Here is a 20,017-nt window from a genome sequence, read left to right as displayed (position 1 = left end):
CGATCAGCAGCATCCAATTCAACACAAATCCATTCCCCAAAGCGTCGACCTCTCTGAAATCAAAACCAATATCATTGAATTTCACCTGCAAAGAAATTCAGTATGAAGTAAAGATATATCGCAATAAGAATGGATCCAAGAACAAACACCATCACGCCGATCCTTATATTTTTCTTGGCAAAAGGAAATTGAGCCACAAAAATAAGCCAGAGCACGGAAAATAGTTCATGCCCTCTCACCGCGACCACACCCAGATCAATGAATCCATAAAATATCGAAAACCCAAAAACCTCAATGGCCAAGATTTTCTTCATCACCTCGGACAGATCGCTCCAAAAGATGAATGACAAAATAATCATTAAGAATTCTGGATAAAACACCGGAGAGAAGGCTGCATTTCGCCTCGACTCAAGGCCGGCATTCAGATAAGTCTCAAAAACATAAATGCGATCAGCCATAAAGCCGACCAAATAGTCAGAAGCGAAATAGCAGCCGAGATAAAGAATTAAGGAAACCGCAACAATCCTTCCTCGCGTCAACGCAAACTTTGGAATCAAATAAAACGGCAAAACCAATCCCGCAGAATTGTGAAATGAAACGGCAATCAGAGAAAATAATAGCGCCGCCCAATAACGCTCGACAGAAAGATAATAAAATACCACTATTAAAAAAGATGCCGCCATCGCCGCACGAAGTTGGGTTAATTCATGGAGCGGGAAGAACTTAAAAAAATAAAACGCCAAGAATATCCAAGCGCAATTTCTTGTCGAAAATCTCCCTCCAAAATATGCCTTCAATCCAACTGCAATAAAAACAAAAAATCCATAGACATAAATATTATCTCGGAAAATTGTTGTCAGCAAATAACTGGAATGCAAAAACCCAAACTCGAACCTCGACTCCTTTATTTGATAAAGATAGTCCAATCGCAGTTGGTCAAAAAAATAATCGTACTGGATATAATCAGGGCTATATCCAAAAGGTTGCAGCATAGCAACTAATGCAGCAATCCCTCCAATTAATAGCGCCAATGCTTTTGATTTAGACAAATGCATCATCGACACTCGAATAAATCAATGAATCGTCGAGAGACGTTTTTCCAGTGAAAAGAGGAAATCGCTTCGGCCGCCAAATCAAGCTTCTTCAAAACATCAATTCGGGAAGATGAAGAAATTTCAAGCACAGATGACACAATGGCATCAGAATCCGCAACTGGCACAATCCATGAGTTTTCCTTGCTGGCTGGAAGGTATCCCGTAGTGATAACAGGGGTTCCGCAACTCATGGCCTCCAAAACTGGATAGTGACACGCACCGAGCTGGACCGTTCCCGGTGCAATAAGTATGTCCACCGAACGATAATAGTCGGCTAATTCGTGATCGCCATTTGGCACAACAATTTTCGCTCGATCATGCTTCCAATTTTCCGGTAAATTACCAAAAGCCACCTTCAACTGAACATCCGGGTCAATAAGCGCCAATTTCTCAAAGGCCTCAAGAACATATCGAGTCCCTTTAGATGCCTCTTTCCTGCCGATGGTGCCGATGACCAATGGTTTCCGAAGAGTGAAATCCGAGATGAAATTGCGACGATGAAATATCGATTCATCAACTCCAGGGGGAATCCAGTGCTGGGCACTTATATCGCGATAGTCAATGTAAATAGGCGCGTTGGCGATTTGCTTCAAATTCAATCGATAACTAAGCATCGAGAGCCACTCAAGAACTCTCGCCTTTCGTCCTTTTTCAAGAGCATAGTATTCCGGCTCATAGGCTTGAACGTAATAATATTTACTTGCTTTTCTCGCTTTTGAAAATGCTACCGGAAATGCGGTCAGAGAATGATTTGCCAAAATCACGTCATATCCGGAAGCAATCCGCCTTAATGCACGCCACATACCGAAATAGATGGACGCAGCGTTTCCATTTGAAGAAAACTCCGTCCTTCGTTCTCCAGCCTGATGACTGAGCAACCGCCCTTGCCTATCAAAGCGGCAGATTTTTGCACTAGTTGGAAAATAGGGATCGGAAGATCTTTCGTCCACAAGAAAATCGACTTGATGGCCATCCCTTAACCAATGGTTGGCCAACTCAGAAAGAACCCGGTAGCCACCAGCAGTACCGAATCCGATTATTGGAACAAGTATTTTCATGGGATAAGAAAGCAGATTTCTGCTAAAAACTTCGACGCCCTCATTTGTATATCGGAAGTTTTCGAAAAATTTTCATGCACAGACGTCCGACAGGATTTTCAGACGCTCCGCACCTCGAAAATTGCACCATGGCATGTATTGCCAATCCAAAAGCAGCAACGAGGCTGAACACTCCGCCGGCGAACAGGCTCCATTCGGCCAAAAATTTCACGAGCACACATAATCCTAAAAGTGCGCCGGACTGTCGCCAAATTCGTGGCGACCAGCGAAACCCTGTTTTTCGATGAGCGAGCCAATACACCATTGGTAGATAAGCGGCGTACATGCCGACAAATGCCATTCCTGTGGCCTGAATACCGAGCGCAGGCAGCCCGCACCAGGTCAAAATCACGAAGAGACCAAATCCAATGGCTTCAGTAATAAGAAATGCTCGACCATTTCCGGCGGCCAGCAGAATGAAACCTAAGGGCCAGCTAAGTATTTTGAGCAAATCTCCAATGACTTGCCAACGCAGCACGCCTTGTGCTTCTTGAAACTGACGGGAGTACAGCAATTCAATAACCCATGGTGCTAACCCCATCATCGCGAGCAAAACCGGACCTCCCAGCAATAAAGCCACCTCGGTTTGCTCATTCACCATACGGTTGGTGGCAACACGGTCATCGATGCATGCTGTCAAGCGGGGGTAGTAGTCCGTTCCCATGGCCGAAAGAACGAATCCTAGATAGGTCATGGAAATCTGCCAAGATGCTTGGAAATTGCCCAATCCGTTTGGTCCCAAGTGCTTCTGAACCAATGTGCGTACCAACAACTGCGCCAAAGTGGCTACTACGCCAGCCAACATAAACGCAGCACCCAACTTCGCCAACATCCGCCATTGCGCAGCTATAAGCAGCCAAGGTGTAGCCGGCAAACTTACTTTGGGCATTCTTAGAGCAAAAATGTAGCCAAATAAAAGCGTGCACAAAGGTGCGACCAACACAAAAGCCACAACGCCAGTTTGGCCCAACCAAAGCAGTAAGAAAATTCCCAGAACCGTTGATAGCAAGGCAGAGAAAATGCTTACGCGGGCGATATCTCCAATTCGACGCAATCCGTTGAGCAATGCGCCTTGTGAGCTAGCTCCCACGGTCGCAGCAACTCCTATGGCGAGCCACTGGATCTGAACTCCGGACCTTGCGTCTCCAACCACCATTACGGCGAGAACATCTCGCAGAGCCCAAAAGAGGGCCGCACCAGCCACCGCCAACAACAAGGTGCCCCAAAACAACGCCCGCCGGGCAGCTGCCACAGCGTGCCTGTCATCTCGACCCGCCGCCTCGGCGATTTGACGGGTACCTACGTTGCCAAACCCCAAGCCGGCTACAGTAGACGCCATCGACATCAAGTTCTGAAAAAGACCTATCAGGCCTACACCTGCAGGTCCCAACAAGACTGCCGCCACCTTGGTGCGAACCAAGCCGACAAGAATATTCAGGATTGATGCACCGCCGATAATGACGGATGAACGCAGGATTTGTCGATATGACTTGGCGTCAGTCATCGGCCACGACACTGGCGCGAAGCGCAACAATCACTTGTTGTCTTTGATCGGCGGACACGTGCGGTCCCATGGGCAAACTCAGCACTTCATCGGCCATCTGATTTGCCAAGGGGAATGCCCCAATATGCCACCTCAACCCGGCGTAGGCTTCTTGCCTATGGGGCGGAATTGGGTAGTGAATCAATGTACCCACCCCCATGTCCGCTAGACGTTTGTGCAATGCATTGCGCTTTGCATGTCGGATCACGAACAAATGCCAAACCGGATCCGCCCAATCAGGCACATAGGGCAGTTCCAAACCGCTATCGACCAACCCTTGCAGGTATTGCGCCGCCACCAACTTGCGCCGTGCGTTCCACTCGTCCAAATAAGCTAACTTGACCCGTAGGATGGCCGCCTGCAGCGGGTCCAACCGGCTGTTGTATCCCTGCACTTCGTTCACATACTTCACGCGCGACCCATAGTTGCGCAGCACCCGCAATCGGTCGGCCAGTTGCATGTCGTCGGTGGTAACGGCACCGCCGTCACCCATAGCACCCAAGTTTTTGCCTGGATAGAAGCTCCACGCAACAGCATCACCATGCGCCCCCAAACGCCGGCCTTTATAGCGTGCACCGTGTGCTTGCGCGCCATCTTCCAATACGCGCAGACCATGACGGCTGGCGATGGCGAGAATTGGGTCTAAGTCGGCCGGCTGACCATACAGGTGCACCGGCAGAATGACCTTCGTGCGCGGCGTGATGGCCGCCTCTACCAGCGCCGGGTCCATGTTGTAGGTACGTGCATCTGGCTCCACAGGCACCGGCGTGGCACCACACTGACTTGCCGCCAGCCAGGTGGCAATGTAGGTATTGCTAGGCACGATGACTTCGTCACCCGGACCTACATTCATAGCGCGCAGAGCCAGGATCAAGGCATCCAGGCCGTTTGCGACGCCTATTGCGTGATTCGCATTGCAATAGTTGGCGTAGTCCTTTTCAAATTCGCTGACCTCTGGCCCATCAATGAACCATCCGGAATTGACGACACGCGCAATAGCTTCGTCCAATTCTCGCTTAAGCTCAACATAAGGAGCCTTCAAATCCAAAAAAGGAATCATATCTTCATTTCGATTAATTTTTGAAATTCAGAATAGTCGCGAATGTAGTCTGCCTCGTTGTAATAGTGTGAGGCGAAAACTAGCAATACGGCATCTGGTGAATACTTATATTGAATCCCCCAAATCATCGGAGGTATGTGAATACCCAGATCCTGTCGATCAAGCAGAAATTCTTGCCGATTGAATCCGTCGTCTGCCACAACGGAACAGCTTCCTCGTACGCAGATTAAAAATTGATGGCACTCCCGGTGCGCATGCTCGCCACGAGTTTCGATGCTGGGGACATCGAAGACCATGAAATAGCGCTTCGCATTAAAAGGAATAGTTCTTTCAAATTCACCAACAGTGAGGCTTCCTCGAATATCAGCAACTCGAAGCAAGCGATGCAAATTAACACCGGTCACACGAGTTGCGGATGCACCCGGTCGACTAGGCTGCGGTGCCGCCCCATCCTGCTGATCCGAGGCATCTACATAGCCGACAATTTTGGCTGGATTTCCAACGACAATGGCGTTTGCAGGGACCGAGCGAGTAACAACTGCTCCAGCGGCCACCATGGCATTGCGGCCAATTTCTATCCCTGGCAAGATCACCGCGCCGGCCCCGATTGACGCACCTTCGTGCAGGGTTGATCCTAGGAATTTAGTGGGTTTTTTTCGGCTGCGCGGAAACCGATCATTTGCAAATGATGCGTTAGGCCCTATAAATACGTCGTTGGCTACACGCAAACCATCCCATAATTGAACTCCGCTTTTTACGGTTACGCGATCACCAATTACAACGTCACTTTCGACCAAGGTGTGCGAGCAAATATTGCAATCACTCCCAATTTTCGCCCCTTCAAAGACGACGGAAAATTGCCATATACGCGTACCGTCTCCAATGGCTGTGGACTTAACATCTGCTTCGGAGTGAATAAAAGGAGGGTTCACGATTTAGCTAGCAAAATTTTAAGAAGAATTAATTTGACTTTTGCCAATTTTCCAGTCAAAAATTTTCTTCCGAATTGATCATATCTCGACTGACAAGCATTTCTCGATCGTTTGTCTGCCCGACGTACCAAGACATGGCCATCGCGAGCCCGGTATCGATGCGTTGGGTGGGCATATAACCCAGCAGCCGTTGCGCCTTGCTGATATCAGCCAGACTGTGGCGTACATCGCCAGCGCGAAAATCCCTGTGCACTGGCTTGGCGTCGCTCAAGCGCGTGTAGTAGGGCACAAGCCCGTTCCGCAAAAGAGCAAACAATTCGTTCAGGGTGGTGCGGTCTCCCACCGCCACGTTGTAGACCTGATTCACAACGCCAGGCTCCTGTGCAACGGCGGCCAGTAGGTTCGCTTGCACGACATTGGCGATGAAGCAAAAGTCGCGGCTGGTTTCACCGTCGCCATTGATATAGACCGGCTCCCCCTGCATCAGGCTCGCAATCCATTTTGGAATGACGGCGGCATAGGCACCGTTGGGATCCTGCCGAGGGCCGAATACGTTGAAATAGCGCAGGCCGATGGTGTTGAAGCCGTAGCAACGGGCAAAGACGTCCGCATATAGCTCGTTGACGTACTTGGTGACGGCGTAGGGGCTGAGAGGCTTGCCGATGGTGTGCTCGACCTTCGGCAGCCCTGGATGGTCCCCATAGGTGCTGCTGCTGGCCGCGTACGTGAAACTCTTCACTCCGGCATCACGCGAAGCCACCAGCATGTTCAGGAAGCCACTGATATTCACGCCGTTGGTCGTGATGGGGTCGGCCAGGCTTCGGGGAACGCTGCCAAGAGCGGCTTCGTGAAGCACGTACTCCACAGGCGTGCCGCGCCCACTCGACGTTGCATCTGCCACAGGAAAGACCATGGCTCGATGGCAATCGTCTAGGTTGCGGATATCGCCTTCGATGAAATGAAAGTTGGCCCACTGCTGGGGCTCCACTAGGGTTTGAACCTCGGCCAGGTTGTGCCGGTGGCCGGTGGCGAAGTTGTCGAGGCCCACAACACGCTGGTTGAGTTTGAGCAGGTTCTCAAGCAAGTTGCTGCCGATGAAACCGGCCACACCGGTGACGAGCCACGTGTGCGACTCGGTGACCAAGCGAGCGCGGAGCTTGTCGTAAGCCGATGGGTTGGGATTGGATTGGCTCATGGTGTCTGTGCCGCTCACAGCCGACCGTCTGCTGCACCCAGGGGCAACAGACTTTTCACATCGAACAGCACGGCGTCGGGTTGGCCTAGCGCCTTGATGCCAGCTTCGCCCAATGTCACGAACTGGTGGTGTCCCACAGCCAGCACGATGGCGGCGTATTGGCCGGGGGCAGGCATTTCGGTCAGACATTGCAGACCGTATTCGTGCTCCGCCTCGGCCACATCGATCCATGGGTCGAACACATCGACCTGCGTGTTGTAGCCCTTCAAGGTGTGCACGATGTCTACCACCTTCGTGTTGCGCACGTCGGGGCAGTTTTCCTTGAAGGTTAGCCCCAACACCAAGACCTTGCTGCCCAGCACGGGCACGTTCTTGCGCAGCATCAGCTTGATGACTTCGTCGGCGACATGGCTCGCCATGTTGTCGTTGATGCGCCGACCGGCCAGGATCACCTCTGGGTGATAGCCGACCTCCACTGCCTTGTGCGTGAGGTAGTACGGATCCACGCCGATGCAATGCCCGCCCACCAGCCCCGGACGAAAGGGCAGAAAGTTCCACTTGGTGCCGGCCGCCTGCAGCACTTCGAGCGTGTCGATGCCGAGGCGATGAAAGATGAGGCTCAGCTCGTTCATCAAAGCGATGTTCACGTCGCGCTGCGTGTTCTCGATCACCTTGGCGGCTTCGGCCACCTTGATGCTGCTGGCTTTGTGGGTACCGGCAGTGATGATCTGGCGGTACAACTGGTCCACGAGTTCCGCCACCTCTGGCGTGCTGCCGCTGGTCACCTTCTTGATGCTGGGCAGACGGTGTTCCTTGTCGCCAGGGTTGATGCGCTCGGGGCTATAGCCGCAAAAAAAGTCCACGTTGAACTTCTTGCCGCTGAATTTTTCGAGCACGGGCACACACACTTCTTCGGTAGCGCCGGGGTACACCGTGGACTCGAAAACCACTATGGCACCTTGTGGCATCACCTTGCCGACGGTTTCGCTGGCCTTGACGAGCGGCGTCAGGTCAGGCCGATTGGCCGCGTCCACTGGTGTTGGCACAGTGACGATGAAGACGCCGCATTCGCGCAAGTCTTCAATATGTGCGGTGAAGCGCAGCTGTTCGGCGGCGTTCAGTTCCCCGGGGGTGGTCTCGAGCGTGCGATCGCGGCCAGCTTGCAAATCGGCAATGCGCGCGGCGTTGATATCGAACCCAACCACTGGGCGTTTCTTGCCGAACTCCACGGCGAGCGGAAGGCCCACATATCCCAGGCCGATGATCGCAATGGGTTGATTTGGATGAATGGCTTGCATGATGGGAACGCTGGAAACAAGAACTTCGACAGCGCCCTCTCGATGGAAGCCGTCGCCCTATCGCACTTGAACCGTCACCTTCAAAGGCCCGTCCACTCCCCGCATCTCGTCAGAGAAAGAACAGGCCTCGGCTTCAGTTGGTGTGCCTGACGTAGATCTCGCTGGCGGCATTGGCCACCGTCGCCGACGGCAGGATCAAGCTGACCACGCGGTTCCACTTGACCAGCGGCACGGGGTCGATATAGACCACGTCCTGCGACTGCAGCCTGAACTGGCTCGCAATGGCAAGCGCTGCCGGGTTTCGCGCATTGAGGTTGAAGATGGCGGGTGCACCCGTGGCGCCCTGGCGAATGACGTAGATCTGGCCGGCGTTGGCGGTGGAATTCAACGTGCCCCCGGCTTCGCCCAACGCTTCGCTCAGGCTGAGGCGGCCGTTGCTGCGCATGGGCAATGCCAGCGGGGCCACGACTTCGCCCATGAGGAAGACCTTGTCGTCCTCCCGGTTGGCCACGCGCACGGTGTCGCCGTTCTTCAGCGGAATGCTGTTGCCGTCGTAGCCGGCTTCGCGCAGCCTGGTCATGTCGATCCGGATCGACTGGCCGTTGCGAATGAGCGTGACGGCCGAGCGGTTGCCCGCGGCCGTAATGCCGCCGGCCCGGTTGATGGCTTCGTTCAGCGTCATCGGCACGTCGGTGAAGATCTGCGAGCCGGGGGTGCGCACTTCGCCTTCTACATACGCGCGGCGGCTGCGGAACGACTGGATGCGCACGGTCACTTGCGGGTCGCGGATGTGCGGAAGGAGCAGCTTGCCGATCAGGTCGGAGGCGTCGCCCTCGCTCAGCCCCGCCACCCGCACGCGGCCGATGTACGGAAAGGCCACCTCTCCGTCGGAATCGACAATGAAGCCGGGGGCCACCTGCACGCCCGTCGGGTCCGCAGACTGCGAAATGACGGCGCCGGCATTCGGCAGCAGTTCGGGGTGGTCGTAAACGATGACGCCCACCACGTCGCCGGGGCCGATGGTGTAGCGCTCGCTCTTGCCGAACAGCGCATTGACCTCAGGCGGAACGCCCTTCGGGGCCGCCTGCGCCAGCGTGCGCACGAGCGCGAGGGAAATGGGGGTGATCTGGCCTTCGGGCGCCTCGTCGGGAAGATAGCGGAACTGGGATGCCAGTTCGCCCCCTGCCTCGTAGGGCTCCACGTTGCCCATGCCCGGCACGACCGCGCAGCCTTGAAGCACCACCACACATGCCAGTGTCGAAGCCAACTTCAGGACATTTGCATTTCTTCTCAATTCCGATCCCCCAAGGAAATTCCAATTTTTTAGCGCCAAAATAGCCAGGCGATAAAAACTACGCATGCACTTATTGCGGTGCAATTCTTTTTCACAATTCGTGGTTACCGCAGGCACACTGCTGGGCACTGTCAGGGCGCAGAGTGCCTCGTGGAGGCGCTGAACCGAGAACATGCAACTGCATGTCAATACCGGTCCGCTTGTCGTAGCGGCGGGCGTGATCCTAACAGTGGCACCCCGCTCGGATGAGTCACCACGGGGGCTCCGTTTCCTTTTGTAACTAAAACTACTGAAACTGGGTAGACCTAAGCACGCACTTTTCTTTCCGCATTGCGGATGAGGCAAATAGATCAAATACGCCGAATGCTTCACGCCGGGCAGCTGATCCCGGCACGCTTCCGCGGGCATACTCGACGCTCTTTCAACAGCAGAGCTCCAGCAGCCTTTTGAATCATGAGCATCCTCAGTGAATTCAAGGAATTTGCCGTCAAGGGCAACGTCATCGACCTCGCGGTGGGCGTGATCATCGGCGCCGCGTTCGGCAAGATCGTCGACTCGCTGGTGGGCGACATCATCATGCCGCTGGTGGGCGTGGTGTTCGGCAAGCTCGATTTCTCGAACCTCTATGTGGTGCTGGGCACCGTGCCCCCCGGCGTGGCGAACACGCTGGCAGACCTGAAGAAGGCCGGCGTTCCGGTGCTGGCTTATGGCAGCTTCATTACCGTGGCCGTCAACTTCGTGATCCTTGCTTTCATCATCTTCATGATGGTCAAGCAGATCAACAAGCTGCGGAAGACCGAAGAGGCCGCGCCGCCTGCTCCTGCCGCAACGCCGGAAGACATCACCTTGCTGCGCGAAATCCGCGACAGCCTCAAGCGCCCCTAAGCGCCCCTCAGCACGCGGGCCATGCGCAGCGCCTCGACGAGGCTCGAAGCATCGGCCAGGCCCGTGCCCGCGATGTCGAACGCGGTGCCGTGGTCGGGGCTGGTCCGCACCAGTGGCAGTCCCAGCGTCACGTTCACGCCCTTCTCCACGCCCAGGTACTTGACGGGGATCAGGCCCTGGTCGTGGTACATCGCAACCACCACGTCGAACTCGCCGCTGGACGGCACGCCCTGCCTGGCGCGCGCACGCATGAAGACGGTGTCGGGCGCATAGGGGCCGCTGGCGTCGATGCCTTCGGCGCGCGCGGCCTCGATGGCCGGCGCGATGATCTCGCGCTCTTCCGAACCGAACAGGCCGCCCTCGCCCGCGTGCGGGTTGAGCCCCGCCACGCCGATGCGCGGCACGCGGCCGAGGGCATGCGTCAGCGCGCGGTGAGTGATGCGCAGGGTTTCGAGCACACCGTCGAAATGCACCGCCTCGATGGCGTGGCGCAGCGACATGTGGATGCTGACGAGCACGGTGCGCAGCTCGTCGTTGGCCAGCATCATGCGCACCGGCACGTCGGCCAGGGTGCGGCCCAGGTGGGCGGCGGCCTCGGCCTGCAGCAGTTCGGTATGGCCGGGGTACGGAAAGCCGGCGGCCGACAGCGCTTCCTTGTGCAGCGGCGCGGTCACGATGGCGCCGATTTCACCGCGTAGTGCGGCCCGCGCGGCCCAGACGACGCATTCGCCGGCCACGCGGCCGGCTTCGGCGCTGATCTGGCCCAGCTCGATTGGCGATGGCGGCGCAATCACCTGCAGCACGGGAATGCAGCCCGGCGGCACCGTCGCGGCTTCGGCGGCGGTTTCGATTTCCAGCACCGGCCATGCCGGCAGCCCAGGTGCTGCGAGCGCCTGCGAGGCCTTGCGCATCGTGCCCACATCGCCGGCAACGAACGCGCCATGCGTTGCATCGGGCGCGTCGCGAAAGGCCTTGGCGATGATCTCGGGGCCGATGCCCGCGGGATCCCCGAGGGTGATGGCGATGGCAGCGCTCATTGGAAAGGCACCTCCGTGCTCCGCACTGCGGTGCAAGCTTGCTTGGGGCGGCCCGGCGCTGCGCTCATGCCGGGTTGTCGATGTCGATGAACTCGTGCTTCAGCCCGAGCTGCGCCGCAACGTGCCCGGCCACGGCTGGCGCGCCGTAACGTTCGGTGGCGTGGTGCCCGCAGGCCAGGAAGGCCACGCCCATCTCGCGTGCGTAGTGGGCCTGGGGCTCCGAGATCTCGCCGGTGATGAAGGCGTCGGCGCCGGCCGCGATGGCGGCTTCGAAGTAGCCCTGCGCGCCGCCGGTGCACCACGCGATGTTCCTGATGGCGCGATGCGCCGTGTCGACGAGCGTGACCGGCCTTTTCAGCACTTTTTCGACATGGGTGGCGAGCGCCTTGGCGTTGGCGAAGCCTTCGCCGTTTTCCTGCGCGCCGAGAAAACCCAGTTCCTGCTCGCCGAAGCGCCCGGCCGATCCGGCATGGGCCACGAGCCCCAGTTGCAGGCCGAGCTGTGCGTTGTTGCCGAGTTCGGGATGCGCATCGAGCGGCAGGTGATAGGCGAAGAGATTGACGTCGTCACCTAGCAGCAGGCCCAGGCGCTGCTTCATCCAGCCGGTGACGCAGCCGTCCTGGCCGCGCCAGAACAGGCCATGGTGGACGAAGATGGCATCGGCATCGGCGTGGATCGCGGCCTCGATCAGCGCGCGGCTGGCGGTTACGCCCGAAACGATCTTGCGCACCACGGTGCGCCCTTCGACCTGCAGGCCGTTGGGTCCGTAGTCCTTGAAGCGCCCGGGGGCGAGCAACAGGTCGAATGCGTGAAGCAGTTCGTGGCGGGTGGTGCTCATCGCGCCATTGTCGCGCCGCCCGCGATGGCCGCGCCATCCCGCATGGCATGGCCACGAGCGGCCAGGGGCAACAGCGCCAGCAGGAAGCCCAGCCCGGCCAGCGCTGCCACGTAGTGCGCCGGCGCCATGGTGTCGCGCTGCAGCCAGAGCGTGAGGATCACCGGGGTCAGTCCGCCGAAGACCGCGTACGACATGTTGTAGGCAAACGAAAGGCCGGTGAAGCGCACCGGCGCCGGGAAGGCGCGCACGCCCGCGATCGGCACCGTGGCGATGGTGCCCACGAACAGGCCCACCAGCGCGTAGTGCGCATAGAGCGTCGACGGCGTGCCGGGCAGCCCGCTGTAGAACAGGTAGGCCGTGGCGAACAGGCCGCCCCATCCGATCAGCATGACGGTGCGCGTGCCGATGCGGTCGCTGGCCCAGCCGGCCAGCATGCAGCCGAGCGTCAGGGTCAGCGTGGCGAGCGCGTTGGCTTCGAGCGCCAGCGCGGCCGGAATGTGGTGCACCTTCTGCAGGTAGGTGGGCGTGTACAGCACCACGACCACGATGGCGGCCGACAGCACCCAGGTCAGCAGCGCAACGTACACGCAGGCCAGGCGGTGCTCGCGCAGCACGGTGCGCAGCGGCATCTCGCGCGCCACGCTGCGGCGCCCGGCCAGCTCCTTGAACACCGGCGTCTCGTGCAGGAAGCGGCGCAGGTACACCGACACCAGCCCGAACACACCGCCCAGCACAAAGGGAAGGCGCCAGGCGAACTCGCTCACCTGCACCGGCGAATAGTGTCGGTTGATGGCCACCGCAACCAGCGAGCCCAGCAGGATGCCGCCGGTGATGCCCGAGGTCAGCATGCCGATGCCGAAGCCGTAGCGCCTGGCCGGAACGTGCTCGCCCACGAACACCCAGGCGCCGGGCATCTCGCCGCCGATGGCCGCGCCCTGCAGCACGCGCATGGCCAGCAGCAGCAGGGGCGCCGCGACGCCGATGCTCGCGTAGGTCGGCAGCAGGCCGATCACCAGCGTGGGCGCCGCCATCAGGAAGATCGACAGCGTGAACATGCGCTTGCGGCCGAAGATGTCGCCGAAATGCGCGATGACGATGCCGCCCACCGGGCGCGCCAGGTAGCCGGCCGCGAAGATGCCGAAGGTCTGCAGCTGCCGCAGCCAGTCGGGCATGTCGGCTGGGAAGAACAGCGCCCCGAGCACGGTGGCGAAGAACACGTAGATGACGAAGTCGTAGAACTCCAGGGTGCCGCCGAGGGCGGACAGGCCGAGGGTCTTGTAGTCGCTCGAACCGAGCGTGCGTGCCGGTGCCGGCTGCGCGCCGTCAGGGAGGGTTGCTTGTGAAGTCATGGCTGGCAGGAAGGTCGTGACCGCGCGCCAGCCCGCGAAACCAGGTGAGAAAACGGAAAAATGGCGCGCCGACGAAATGCCTGGCCGCTTCCGCCGGGTGGGCAGCGCGGGAGGCCGGGGAAACATGGGCCGGGTGGGACCTGCAAGGCGATGCTACGGGTTAACCCGGATTCACGCAGTGCAGCCAGCCCAATCTCGACCGCGCGGCGCGGTTTCTGTTCCGTGCGGTTGAGGGACAATTGACAACATCGCTGCGCTCCACAGCAGCCTTCCAACGTCTTTTTCACCAATCTTTCATGAAACGCACCTGGCTGCTCTTTGCACAAGCCGTGACTGTCCTGCTCGCGGCCTATTTCGTCGTCGCGACGCTCAAGCCCGAGTGGATCCACAAGCGCGCGACCTCGCTGGGCGGGGTGGTGTCGATCGTCGAGGCGCCCGCGGGCAACCCGAACATCCCGACGGCCGGCAGCCTGAGCGTGCCGGCCAAGAAGGCTTCGCCGGCGGTGGTGAGCATCAACACCAGCAAGGCCGCGCAACGCCATCCGCGCAGCAACGACCCGTGGTTCCGCTTCTTCTTCGGCGACCAGGACGACCAGCCCCAGGTGGGCCTGGGCAGCGGCGTGATCGTGAGCGCCGACGGCTACATCCTCACCAACAACCACGTGGTCGAGGGCGCCGACGAGATCGAGGTAACGCTCAACGACAGCCGCCACGCGCGCGGCAAGGTGATCGGCACCGACCCCGACACCGACCTGGCCGTGCTGAAGATCGAGCTCGACAAGCTGCCGGCGATCGTGCTGGGCGACTCCGACGCGCTGCAGGTGGGCGACCAGGTGCTGGCCATCGGCAACCCATTCGGTGTCGGCCAGACCGTGACCAGCGGCATCGTCTCGGCGCTGGGGCGCAACCAGCTCGGCATCAACAACTTCGAGAACTTCATCCAGACCGACGCGGCCATCAACCCTGGCAACTCGGGCGGCGCGCTGATCGACGTCAACGGCAACCTGCAGGGCATCAACACTGCGATCTATTCGCGCTCGGGCGGCAGCATGGGCATCGGCTTTGCCATTCCGGTGTCGATGGCCAAGATCGTGCTCGAAGGGATCGTGAAGGAAGGCCAGGTGCGCCGCGGCTGGATCGGCGTGGAGCCGAACGAACTCTCGCCCGAACTCGCCGAGACCTTCGGCGTGAAGGCGGACACCGGCGTGATCATCACCGGCGTGCTGCAGAACGGCCCGGCTGCCAAGGCCGGCATCCGACCCGGCGACGTGATCACTTCGGTGGGCGAGAAGAAGACGGACAACGTGCAGGCGCTGCTGACCGCGGTGGCCGGCCTGAAGCCCGGCAGCACCGCGAGGTTTGCGCTGCAGCGCGGCAGCGACAAGATGGAACTGGACGTGATGCCGGGCCTGCGGCCGAAGAGCCCGGTGCGGCAGGTACCGAATCAGCAGCAGCCCGAATAACGGGCTGCCGTCAGGCCAGCCGGCGGGTCAGGACTGCGCCGAATCGGCGCTTTCGTCTTCCTCGGCCTTCCTGGCGGCACTGGCGAAATACTTGGCACCGATGATGCCCACCTCGTACAGCAGGCACATCGGCACCGCCAGCGCCAGCTGCGACACCACGTCGGGTGGCGTGAGCACCGCGGCCACGACGAACGCGACCACGATGAAGTAGCCGCGGAAGGACTTGAGCTTCTCGATGGTCACCATCTCGAAGCGCACCAGCAGCATCACGACGATCGGCACCTGGAAGGCCACGCCGAAGGCGATGTACAGCGACAGGATGGCCTCGACGTACGATGAAATGTCGGGCGTCGCCTGCACCGCTGCGGGGGCAAAGCGCTGGATGAAGCTGAACATCTTGTCCAGCACGAAGAGCTGCACGAAGGCAATGCCGGCATAGGCCAGCAGGCTGCCGAAGAAGATCAGCGGCAGCGCGAATTTCTTTTCATGGCTGTAGAGCCCGGGCGCGACGAACATCCACGCCTGGTACATGAGCCAGGGCAGCGCCAGCAGCACGGCCGCCATCATCAGCACCTTGAGCGGCACGAAGAACGGGGAGAACACACCGATGGCGATGAGCTTCGCGTCGTGCGGCATGTGCGCCTTGATCGGCATCGCGATCAGGTCGATCAACCCGCCCGGGCCGGGCCAGATGGCCAGCAGGACGCCCGCGACCACGAGGCCATAGACGCAGTAGAGCAGGCGGTCGCGAAGCTCGACCAGGTGCGCCACGAACGGCTGTTCGGTGCCCGCCAGTTCGTCTTCTTTGTCTTTGTTCTTGTTGTCGGAATCGGCCATTGGAAAAGAAGATAGCGTGACGTCGGCCGGCGTGCGGCGCTCGCGGAACGCGGTGGTGGGGGACGCTAGTTGATCTTGTTGATCGTGTGCGGGCGGAAGCGCGCGACACGCGCGGCACCCGACAGCGCCTTGGTGCGCACGCCGTTGCGCGCCTTGTACCACTGCGGCGTGGCGCCCTGCTTCAGTCGCCAGTTCTTGCGGGGATGCTTGTATTCGGGCGGCGACGGCTCGGGTTCGGCCAGCGCCGAGAGGGTTTCGCCCGAACCGCTGAACTGCTTCTCGAATTCGCTCGCGCCGGTGTGGATGCTGTGCTCGACGTCGCGCGCCGCATCCTCGACGGTGGTCTTCATCTTGCGGAGCTCGTCGAGCTCCATCGAGCGGTTGACTTCGGCCTTGACGTCGTTCACGTAGCGCTGCGCCTTGCCGAGCAAGGTGCCGACGGTGCGGGCCACGCGCGGCAGCTTTTCCGGACCGATGACGATCAGCGCCACGACGCCGATCAGCGCCAGCTTCTCAATGCCGAGGTCGAGCACGTGCTGCTGCCCGCGCTCAGGACTTCTGACGCGCTTCGACGTCGATCGTCGACTTGTCGCTGTTGGCCGGCTGGCCAGTCACTTGCTGGGTGGGGGCCGGCGGGGTGGCGGCGTCGGACGAACCGTCCTTCATGCCGTCCTTGAAGCCCTTGACGGCGCCGCCAAGGTCCGAACCCATGTTCCGCAGCTTCTTGGTGCCGAAGATCATGACCACGACGAGCAGCACGATCAGCCAGTGCCAGATGGAAAAAGAACCCATGGAGAACTCCTAAGAATGTGTCCGATTTTAGTCGGGCGGAATGTGACAGTTTGGACTAACGCCACTCAACCGCGAAGCCACGGGCGGGGGCCGCCCATGACATGGACATGGAGATGGTGAACCTCCTGGCCGCCCTCGCTGCCCGTGTTGACGACGACCCGGTAGCCGCCGTCCGGATAGGGCCTGCAGCCCTGCTCCAGCGCCAGCTTAGGCGCCAGGATCATGATCTTGCCCATGAGGGCCGAGTCGTCGGGCGTGAGCTGCGCCATCGAAGCGATGTGCTTCTTGGGCACCAGCATGAAATGCACCGGCGCCCAGGGCGAGATGTCGTGAAAACCGAACAGGTCGTCGTCTTCGTAGACCTTGCGCGAGGGGATCTTGCCTTCGATGATTTTGCAGAAGACGCAGTTCGGGTCAGATGACATCTTTGGGTTCCATGGGACGGCCGTCGTTCATGCGGATCATGCCCTTCACGATCCGGTACAGGAACCACAGCGAGATCAGGCTCCAGGCGATCCAGCCCGGCACGAAGAACAGCAGCCAGAGCCACGAAGTAACGATGTACAGCAGGCCGGCCCACAGCACCGAGCGGATGCGCCAGCTGAAGTGCGATGCCTGCCAGGTGCCGGCCGCGTCGTCGCGCTTGACGAAGTCGATCACCAGCGCAATCAGCAGCAGCAGCACGGAGGCCTGCGCCCCCGGCACGACGGCGCCGATGGCCACGATCAGGTGCAGGATGTAACTGACCCAGCCCCAGGTCTTGAGGGAGTCGTCGGGTTCCACGTTCACGATGTCGTTGGCCATGGTCGATGTCCTTTCAATCGTTGGAGGCTTCGGATTCCCGCGCCTGCACCTTGCGCAGCGCTTTTTCCTCGATGCCGCTGGTGCCCTCGCGGCGCTCGAGTTCCGCGGTGACGTCGGCGGGGGAAAAACCGTAGTGCGCCAGCGCCACCATGGTGTGGAACCAGAGGTCGGCCACTTCGTTCACTATTTTGGAGCGGTCGCCGCCGTGGTCGGCGTCCTTGGCGGCCATCACGACCTCGGTGGCTTCCTCGCCGATCTTCTTGAGGAAGGCGTCGGGGCCCTTGTGCAGCAGGCGCGCGACGTAGCTCTTCTCGGGATCGCCTCCGCGCGCGGGCAGGCGGCTTTCGATGACCGAGGCAAGGCGTGCAAGGGCGTCGGAGGTGCTGTGGTTCACTGTGGCCCTCATTTGTAGATCGACTCCGGGTCTTTCAAGACGGGTTCGACCACGGTCCAGCCGCCGTTCTCGTACTTGCTGAAGAAGCAGCTGTGGCGGCCGGTGTGGCAGGCGATGCCGGGCTCGTGGCCGAGCTGGGTGACCTTGAGCAGCACCACGTCGTTGTCGCAGTCGAGGCGGATCTCGTGCACGGTCTGCACGTGGCCCGATTCCTCGCCCTTGAACCAGAGCTTGTTGCGCGAGCGGCTGAAATACACCGCGCGGCCGAGCTCGGCGGTCTTTTCGAGCGCCTCGCGGTTCATCCAGGCGAACATCAGCACGTCGTTGCTGCCTTGCTCCTGCGCGATCACGGGCACCAGGCCGTTCGCATCCCACTTCACTTCATCGAGCCAATTCATCGCGGTATTGTCGGGGATGGGAAAAGACCCTTGAGGCACGTTCAACGGTCGATCCGCACGGGAATGCCCCGCGCGGCCATGCGGGCTTTGGCCTCGCCCACCGTGTGCTCGCCGTAGTGGAAGATGCTGGCCGCCAGCACTGCATCAGCGCCGCCGGTCTGGATGCCGTCGGCCAGGTCGTCGAGGCTGCCGACGCCGCCCGAGGCGATCACCGGCACATTGACGGCGTTGCTCACGGCGCGGGTCAGTTCCAGGTCGAAGCCGCTCTTGGTGCCGTCGCGGTCCATGCTGGTGAGCAGGATCTCGCCGGCGCCGCGGCGCGCCATCTCGGCTGCCCATTCGACGGCGTCGAGGCCGGTGTTCTTGCGCCCGCCGTGGCTGTACACGTCCCAGCCCGCCCCACGCGTGGCGGCCTCTTCGGGGCTGCGGCGCTTGGCGTCGATGGCGACCACGATGCACTGCGAACCGTATTTCTGCGAGGCGTCGTTGATCACCTGCGGATCCGAGATGGCGGCCGAGTTGAAGCTGGTCTTGTCGGCGCCCGCGTTGAGCAGCCGGCGCACGTCGGCCACGGTGCGCACGCCGCCGCCCACGGTCAGCGGAATGAAGACCTGCGAAGCCACGGCCTCGATGATCGGCAGGATCAGGTCGCGTCCGTCGCTGGTGGCGGTGATGTCGAGGAAGGTGAGTTCGTCGGCGCCCTGCGCGTTGTAGCGCGCGGCGATCTCGACGGGGTCGCCCGCATCGCGCAGTTCGAGGAAGTTGACGCCCTTGACGACGCGGCCGCCGGTGACGTCGAGGCAGGGAATGATGCGTTTGGCAAGCATGAAAAAATGAACCGGTAGGAGATCAGAGAACGCGGAGCTGTTGCCAGCCCTGCCATTGGGCGCCGGGCGCCAGCAGGACGGGCTCGTCGATGCGGGCCGCCTCGACGCAGAGCATGTGGCGGAAGCCATCTTCGGGCATGTCGGCGAGTTTCGCTCCGAGCACGGCACCGGGGTTCCACACCACGGTTTCGCTGCAGCTCGCGCTTTGTGCGATTTCGAGCGTGCTGCCGGGCTGCACGAGGCGCAGCGGCTTGGCGGGCGCGGCGTAGACGCTGTCGAATTCCGCGTCGAAATGCAGCGCCGCGGCAGTTTCCACATGACGGTCGTCGCGCAGCGAATCCCAGCGGTTGGCGCCCTGCAGGCCTTCGAGGCGCACGTGGGCGATGTCGTCGACGCGCAGATAGGTGTGCAGCGCGGCCGCAAAGGTCCAGGGCGCATGGTCGATGTTGACGAGCGTGAGCGTGGTGCGCAGCCCGCCGGCGGACAGGGTCGCTTCCAGCCGTGCCTCAAAAGCGTGCGGCCAGAGCGTCCGGGTGGCTTCGTTGTCGCGCAGCGTCAACCGCAGCGTCTGCGGCGCATCGGCAGCCGCTTGCGCCCAAGGCAAATTGCGCATGAATCCATGTTTGGGCAGCATGCCGCGCTGGTTGAACTGGGGGCAGCAGATGGGCACGCCGCCGCGAATGGCGGCCTGCCCATCGAACACCGCGCGCGGACTCAGATAAAGTCGCTCCACCCCGCTGGCCGTGGCCCACGAGAGCACTTGGGCGCCATGCAATGCAACGGTCAGGGTGCTTCCATCGGCGCCCGTGGCGCGGATGGCGGGCTGGCCGCGGAACTCGATCAGGCTGGTTTCCATGCCCGGAATTGTAGGCAGCGACCG

General features: G+C 60.2%; 22 protein-coding genes. 2 read left to right on the top strand and 20 right to left on the bottom strand.

All coding sequences use genetic code 11. The annotated features are described in order from the left end of the window. Nucleotides 1-71: 71 nt before the first annotated feature. The 8 genes from PMI12_RS28265 to PMI12_RS18060 all read right to left on the bottom strand — a co-directional run bounded on the left by PMI12_RS28265 (nucleotide 72) and on the right by PMI12_RS18060 (nucleotide 9,429). Nucleotides 72-1,058, bottom strand: a complete 987-nt coding sequence (locus tag PMI12_RS28265) for an EpsG family protein (protein WP_237726112.1) — start codon at nucleotides 1,056-1,058, stop codon at nucleotides 72-74. After that, nucleotides 1,055-2,152, bottom strand: coding sequence for a glycosyltransferase family 4 protein (locus tag PMI12_RS28260; RefSeq protein ID WP_007835324.1), 1,098 nt, complete (start codon nucleotides 2,150-2,152; stop codon nucleotides 1,055-1,057). The genes PMI12_RS28265 and PMI12_RS28260 overlap by 4 nt, the downstream gene beginning before the upstream one ends. 40 nt (nucleotides 2,153-2,192) lie before the next feature. Continuing rightward, nucleotides 2,193-3,695: an O-antigen translocase gene (locus PMI12_RS28255; RefSeq protein WP_007835322.1), complete on the bottom strand. Its 1,503-nt coding sequence runs from the start codon at nucleotides 3,693-3,695 to the stop codon at nucleotides 2,193-2,195. Then, nucleotides 3,688-4,794 (bottom strand): DegT/DnrJ/EryC1/StrS family aminotransferase, encoded by a 1,107-nt coding sequence (locus PMI12_RS18075; protein WP_007835321.1) that lies wholly within the window; start codon nucleotides 4,792-4,794, stop codon nucleotides 3,688-3,690. Before PMI12_RS18075 ends, PMI12_RS28255 begins: the two co-directional genes overlap by 8 nt. Next, nucleotides 4,791-5,726, bottom strand: coding sequence for a WxcM-like domain-containing protein (locus PMI12_RS28250; protein WP_007835313.1), 936 nt, complete (start codon nucleotides 5,724-5,726; stop codon nucleotides 4,791-4,793). The genes PMI12_RS18075 and PMI12_RS28250 overlap by 4 nt, the downstream gene beginning before the upstream one ends. A gap of 55 nt (nucleotides 5,727-5,781) precedes the next feature. Further along, the gene (locus tag PMI12_RS18070) at nucleotides 5,782-6,921 is read right to left on the bottom strand and encodes an NAD-dependent epimerase/dehydratase family protein (protein WP_007835311.1); all 1,140 of its coding nucleotides are present in this window, start codon (nucleotides 6,919-6,921) and stop codon (nucleotides 5,782-5,784) included. A gap of 14 nt (nucleotides 6,922-6,935) precedes the next feature. Then, nucleotides 6,936-8,219 (bottom strand): Vi polysaccharide biosynthesis UDP-N-acetylglucosamine C-6 dehydrogenase TviB, encoded by a 1,284-nt coding sequence (tviB, locus tag PMI12_RS18065; protein ID WP_007835309.1) that lies wholly within the window; start codon nucleotides 8,217-8,219, stop codon nucleotides 6,936-6,938. Nucleotides 8,220-8,352: 133 nt separating this feature from the next. Further along, nucleotides 8,353-9,429, bottom strand: a complete 1,077-nt coding sequence (locus PMI12_RS18060) for a polysaccharide biosynthesis/export family protein (protein ID WP_049965788.1) — start codon at nucleotides 9,427-9,429, stop codon at nucleotides 8,353-8,355. A gap of 537 nt (nucleotides 9,430-9,966) precedes the next feature. Here PMI12_RS18060 and mscL point away from each other — a divergent pair. Continuing rightward, nucleotides 9,967-10,398, top strand: a complete 432-nt coding sequence (mscL, locus tag PMI12_RS18055) for a large conductance mechanosensitive channel protein MscL (RefSeq protein WP_007835307.1) — start codon at nucleotides 9,967-9,969, stop codon at nucleotides 10,396-10,398. Here the strand turns inward: mscL and pdxA are convergent. From pdxA to PMI12_RS18040, 3 genes are all read right to left on the bottom strand, one after another. Beyond that, nucleotides 10,395-11,435: a 4-hydroxythreonine-4-phosphate dehydrogenase PdxA gene (pdxA, locus tag PMI12_RS18050; RefSeq protein ID WP_007835306.1), complete on the bottom strand. Its 1,041-nt coding sequence runs from the start codon at nucleotides 11,433-11,435 to the stop codon at nucleotides 10,395-10,397. The two genes, mscL and pdxA, sit on opposite strands and share 4 nt — an antisense overlap. 64 nt (nucleotides 11,436-11,499) lie before the next feature. After that, the gene (locus PMI12_RS18045) at nucleotides 11,500-12,273 is read right to left on the bottom strand and encodes a Nif3-like dinuclear metal center hexameric protein (RefSeq protein ID WP_007835304.1); all 774 of its coding nucleotides are present in this window, start codon (nucleotides 12,271-12,273) and stop codon (nucleotides 11,500-11,502) included. Continuing rightward, the gene (locus PMI12_RS18040) at nucleotides 12,270-13,622 is read right to left on the bottom strand and encodes an MFS transporter (protein WP_007835302.1); all 1,353 of its coding nucleotides are present in this window, start codon (nucleotides 13,620-13,622) and stop codon (nucleotides 12,270-12,272) included. The genes PMI12_RS18045 and PMI12_RS18040 overlap by 4 nt, the downstream gene beginning before the upstream one ends. 296 nt (nucleotides 13,623-13,918) lie before the next feature. Between PMI12_RS18040 and PMI12_RS18035 the strand changes: the two genes are divergently transcribed. Next, on the top strand, nucleotides 13,919-15,085 hold the full coding sequence (locus tag PMI12_RS18035) for a trypsin-like peptidase domain-containing protein (RefSeq protein ID WP_007835300.1): 1,167 nt from the start codon (nucleotides 13,919-13,921) through the stop codon (nucleotides 15,083-15,085). A gap of 27 nt (nucleotides 15,086-15,112) precedes the next feature. Here the strand turns inward: PMI12_RS18035 and tatC are convergent, their stop codons facing one another. From tatC to PMI12_RS17990, 9 genes are all read right to left on the bottom strand, one after another. Then, on the bottom strand, nucleotides 15,113-15,922 hold the full coding sequence (gene tatC / locus PMI12_RS18030) for a twin-arginine translocase subunit TatC (protein ID WP_007835292.1): 810 nt from the start codon (nucleotides 15,920-15,922) through the stop codon (nucleotides 15,113-15,115). A gap of 65 nt (nucleotides 15,923-15,987) precedes the next feature. Further along, nucleotides 15,988-16,455 (bottom strand): Sec-independent protein translocase protein TatB, encoded by a 468-nt coding sequence (gene tatB, locus PMI12_RS18025; protein WP_007835284.1) that lies wholly within the window; start codon nucleotides 16,453-16,455, stop codon nucleotides 15,988-15,990. Between the two features lie 16 nt (nucleotides 16,456-16,471). Continuing rightward, a complete protein-coding gene (gene tatA / locus PMI12_RS18020; protein WP_007835282.1) occupies nucleotides 16,472-16,714 on the bottom strand; it encodes a Sec-independent protein translocase subunit TatA in 243 nt (80 codons plus the stop codon). A gap of 65 nt (nucleotides 16,715-16,779) precedes the next feature. Continuing rightward, nucleotides 16,780-17,139, bottom strand: coding sequence for a histidine triad nucleotide-binding protein (locus PMI12_RS18015; RefSeq protein WP_007835279.1), 360 nt, complete (start codon nucleotides 17,137-17,139; stop codon nucleotides 16,780-16,782). Beyond that, nucleotides 17,129-17,518 carry a DUF4870 family protein gene (locus PMI12_RS18010; protein ID WP_007835277.1) on the bottom strand — a complete coding sequence of 130 codons (390 nt, stop codon included), beginning with the start codon at nucleotides 17,516-17,518 and terminating at the stop codon, nucleotides 17,129-17,131. The genes PMI12_RS18015 and PMI12_RS18010 overlap by 11 nt, the downstream gene beginning before the upstream one ends. A 13-nt stretch (nucleotides 17,519-17,531) precedes the next feature. Next, complete coding sequence (locus PMI12_RS18005; RefSeq protein ID WP_007835275.1) at nucleotides 17,532-17,924, bottom strand: phosphoribosyl-ATP diphosphatase; 393 nt, start codon at nucleotides 17,922-17,924, stop codon at nucleotides 17,532-17,534. After that, nucleotides 17,921-18,310, bottom strand: coding sequence for a phosphoribosyl-AMP cyclohydrolase (gene hisI, locus PMI12_RS18000; protein WP_007835273.1), 390 nt, complete (start codon nucleotides 18,308-18,310; stop codon nucleotides 17,921-17,923). Before hisI ends, PMI12_RS18005 begins: the two co-directional genes overlap by 4 nt. A 41-nt stretch (nucleotides 18,311-18,351) precedes the next feature. After that, complete coding sequence (gene hisF, locus PMI12_RS17995) at nucleotides 18,352-19,137, bottom strand: imidazole glycerol phosphate synthase subunit HisF (RefSeq protein WP_007835271.1); 786 nt, start codon at nucleotides 19,135-19,137, stop codon at nucleotides 18,352-18,354. A gap of 22 nt (nucleotides 19,138-19,159) precedes the next feature. Beyond that, entirely contained in the window at nucleotides 19,160-19,993 is an 834-nt protein-coding gene (locus tag PMI12_RS17990) for a D-hexose-6-phosphate mutarotase (protein WP_007835269.1), read from the bottom strand. Nucleotides 19,994-20,017 lie beyond the last annotated feature (24 nt).

The organism is Variovorax sp. CF313, assembly GCF_000282635.1.
Classification (GTDB): domain Bacteria; phylum Pseudomonadota; class Gammaproteobacteria; order Burkholderiales; family Burkholderiaceae_C; genus Variovorax.
This window is presented reverse-complemented; position numbering and strand designations above follow the sequence as displayed.

What these genes read in the sequence shown, in the direction of transcription:
- PMI12_RS28265 (WP_237726112.1), bottom strand. Translation starts at nt 1,058, where the DNA reads ATGATGCATTTGTCTAAATCAAAAGCATTGGCGCTATTAATTGGAGGG.
- PMI12_RS28260 (WP_007835324.1), bottom strand. Translation starts at nt 2,152, where the DNA reads ATGAAAATACTTGTTCCAATAATCGGATTCGGTACTGCTGGTGGCTAC.
- PMI12_RS28255 (WP_007835322.1), bottom strand. Translation starts at nt 3,695, where the DNA reads ATGACTGACGCCAAGTCATATCGACAAATCCTGCGTTCATCCGTCATT.
- PMI12_RS18075 (WP_007835321.1), bottom strand. Translation starts at nt 4,794, where the DNA reads ATGATTCCTTTTTTGGATTTGAAGGCTCCTTATGTTGAGCTTAAGCGA.
- PMI12_RS18070 (WP_007835311.1), bottom strand. Translation starts at nt 6,921, where the DNA reads ATGAGCCAATCCAATCCCAACCCATCGGCTTACGACAAGCTCCGCGCT.
- tviB (WP_007835309.1), bottom strand. Translation starts at nt 8,219, where the DNA reads ATGCAAGCCATTCATCCAAATCAACCCATTGCGATCATCGGCCTGGGA.
- PMI12_RS18060 (WP_049965788.1), bottom strand. Translation starts at nt 9,429, where the DNA reads ATGGGCAACGTGGAGCCCTACGAGGCAGGGGGCGAACTGGCATCCCAG.
- mscL (WP_007835307.1), top strand. Translation starts at nt 9,967, where the DNA reads ATGAGCATCCTCAGTGAATTCAAGGAATTTGCCGTCAAGGGCAACGTC.
- pdxA (WP_007835306.1), bottom strand. Translation starts at nt 11,435, where the DNA reads ATGAGCGCTGCCATCGCCATCACCCTCGGGGATCCCGCGGGCATCGGC.
- PMI12_RS18045 (WP_007835304.1), bottom strand. Translation starts at nt 12,273, where the DNA reads ATGAGCACCACCCGCCACGAACTGCTTCACGCATTCGACCTGTTGCTC.
- PMI12_RS18040 (WP_007835302.1), bottom strand. Translation starts at nt 13,622, where the DNA reads ATGACTTCACAAGCAACCCTCCCTGACGGCGCGCAGCCGGCACCGGCA.
- PMI12_RS18035 (WP_007835300.1), top strand. Translation starts at nt 13,919, where the DNA reads ATGAAACGCACCTGGCTGCTCTTTGCACAAGCCGTGACTGTCCTGCTC.
- tatC (WP_007835292.1), bottom strand. Translation starts at nt 15,922, where the DNA reads ATGGCCGATTCCGACAACAAGAACAAAGACAAAGAAGACGAACTGGCG.
- tatA (WP_007835282.1), bottom strand. Translation starts at nt 16,714, where the DNA reads ATGGGTTCTTTTTCCATCTGGCACTGGCTGATCGTGCTGCTCGTCGTG.
- PMI12_RS18015 (WP_007835279.1), bottom strand. Translation starts at nt 17,139, where the DNA reads ATGTCATCTGACCCGAACTGCGTCTTCTGCAAAATCATCGAAGGCAAG.
- PMI12_RS18010 (WP_007835277.1), bottom strand. Translation starts at nt 17,518, where the DNA reads ATGGCCAACGACATCGTGAACGTGGAACCCGACGACTCCCTCAAGACC.
- PMI12_RS18005 (WP_007835275.1), bottom strand. Translation starts at nt 17,924, where the DNA reads ATGAGGGCCACAGTGAACCACAGCACCTCCGACGCCCTTGCACGCCTT.
- hisI (WP_007835273.1), bottom strand. Translation starts at nt 18,310, where the DNA reads ATGAATTGGCTCGATGAAGTGAAGTGGGATGCGAACGGCCTGGTGCCC.
- hisF (WP_007835271.1), bottom strand. Translation starts at nt 19,137, where the DNA reads ATGCTTGCCAAACGCATCATTCCCTGCCTCGACGTCACCGGCGGCCGC.
- PMI12_RS17990 (WP_007835269.1), bottom strand. Translation starts at nt 19,993, where the DNA reads ATGGAAACCAGCCTGATCGAGTTCCGCGGCCAGCCCGCCATCCGCGCC.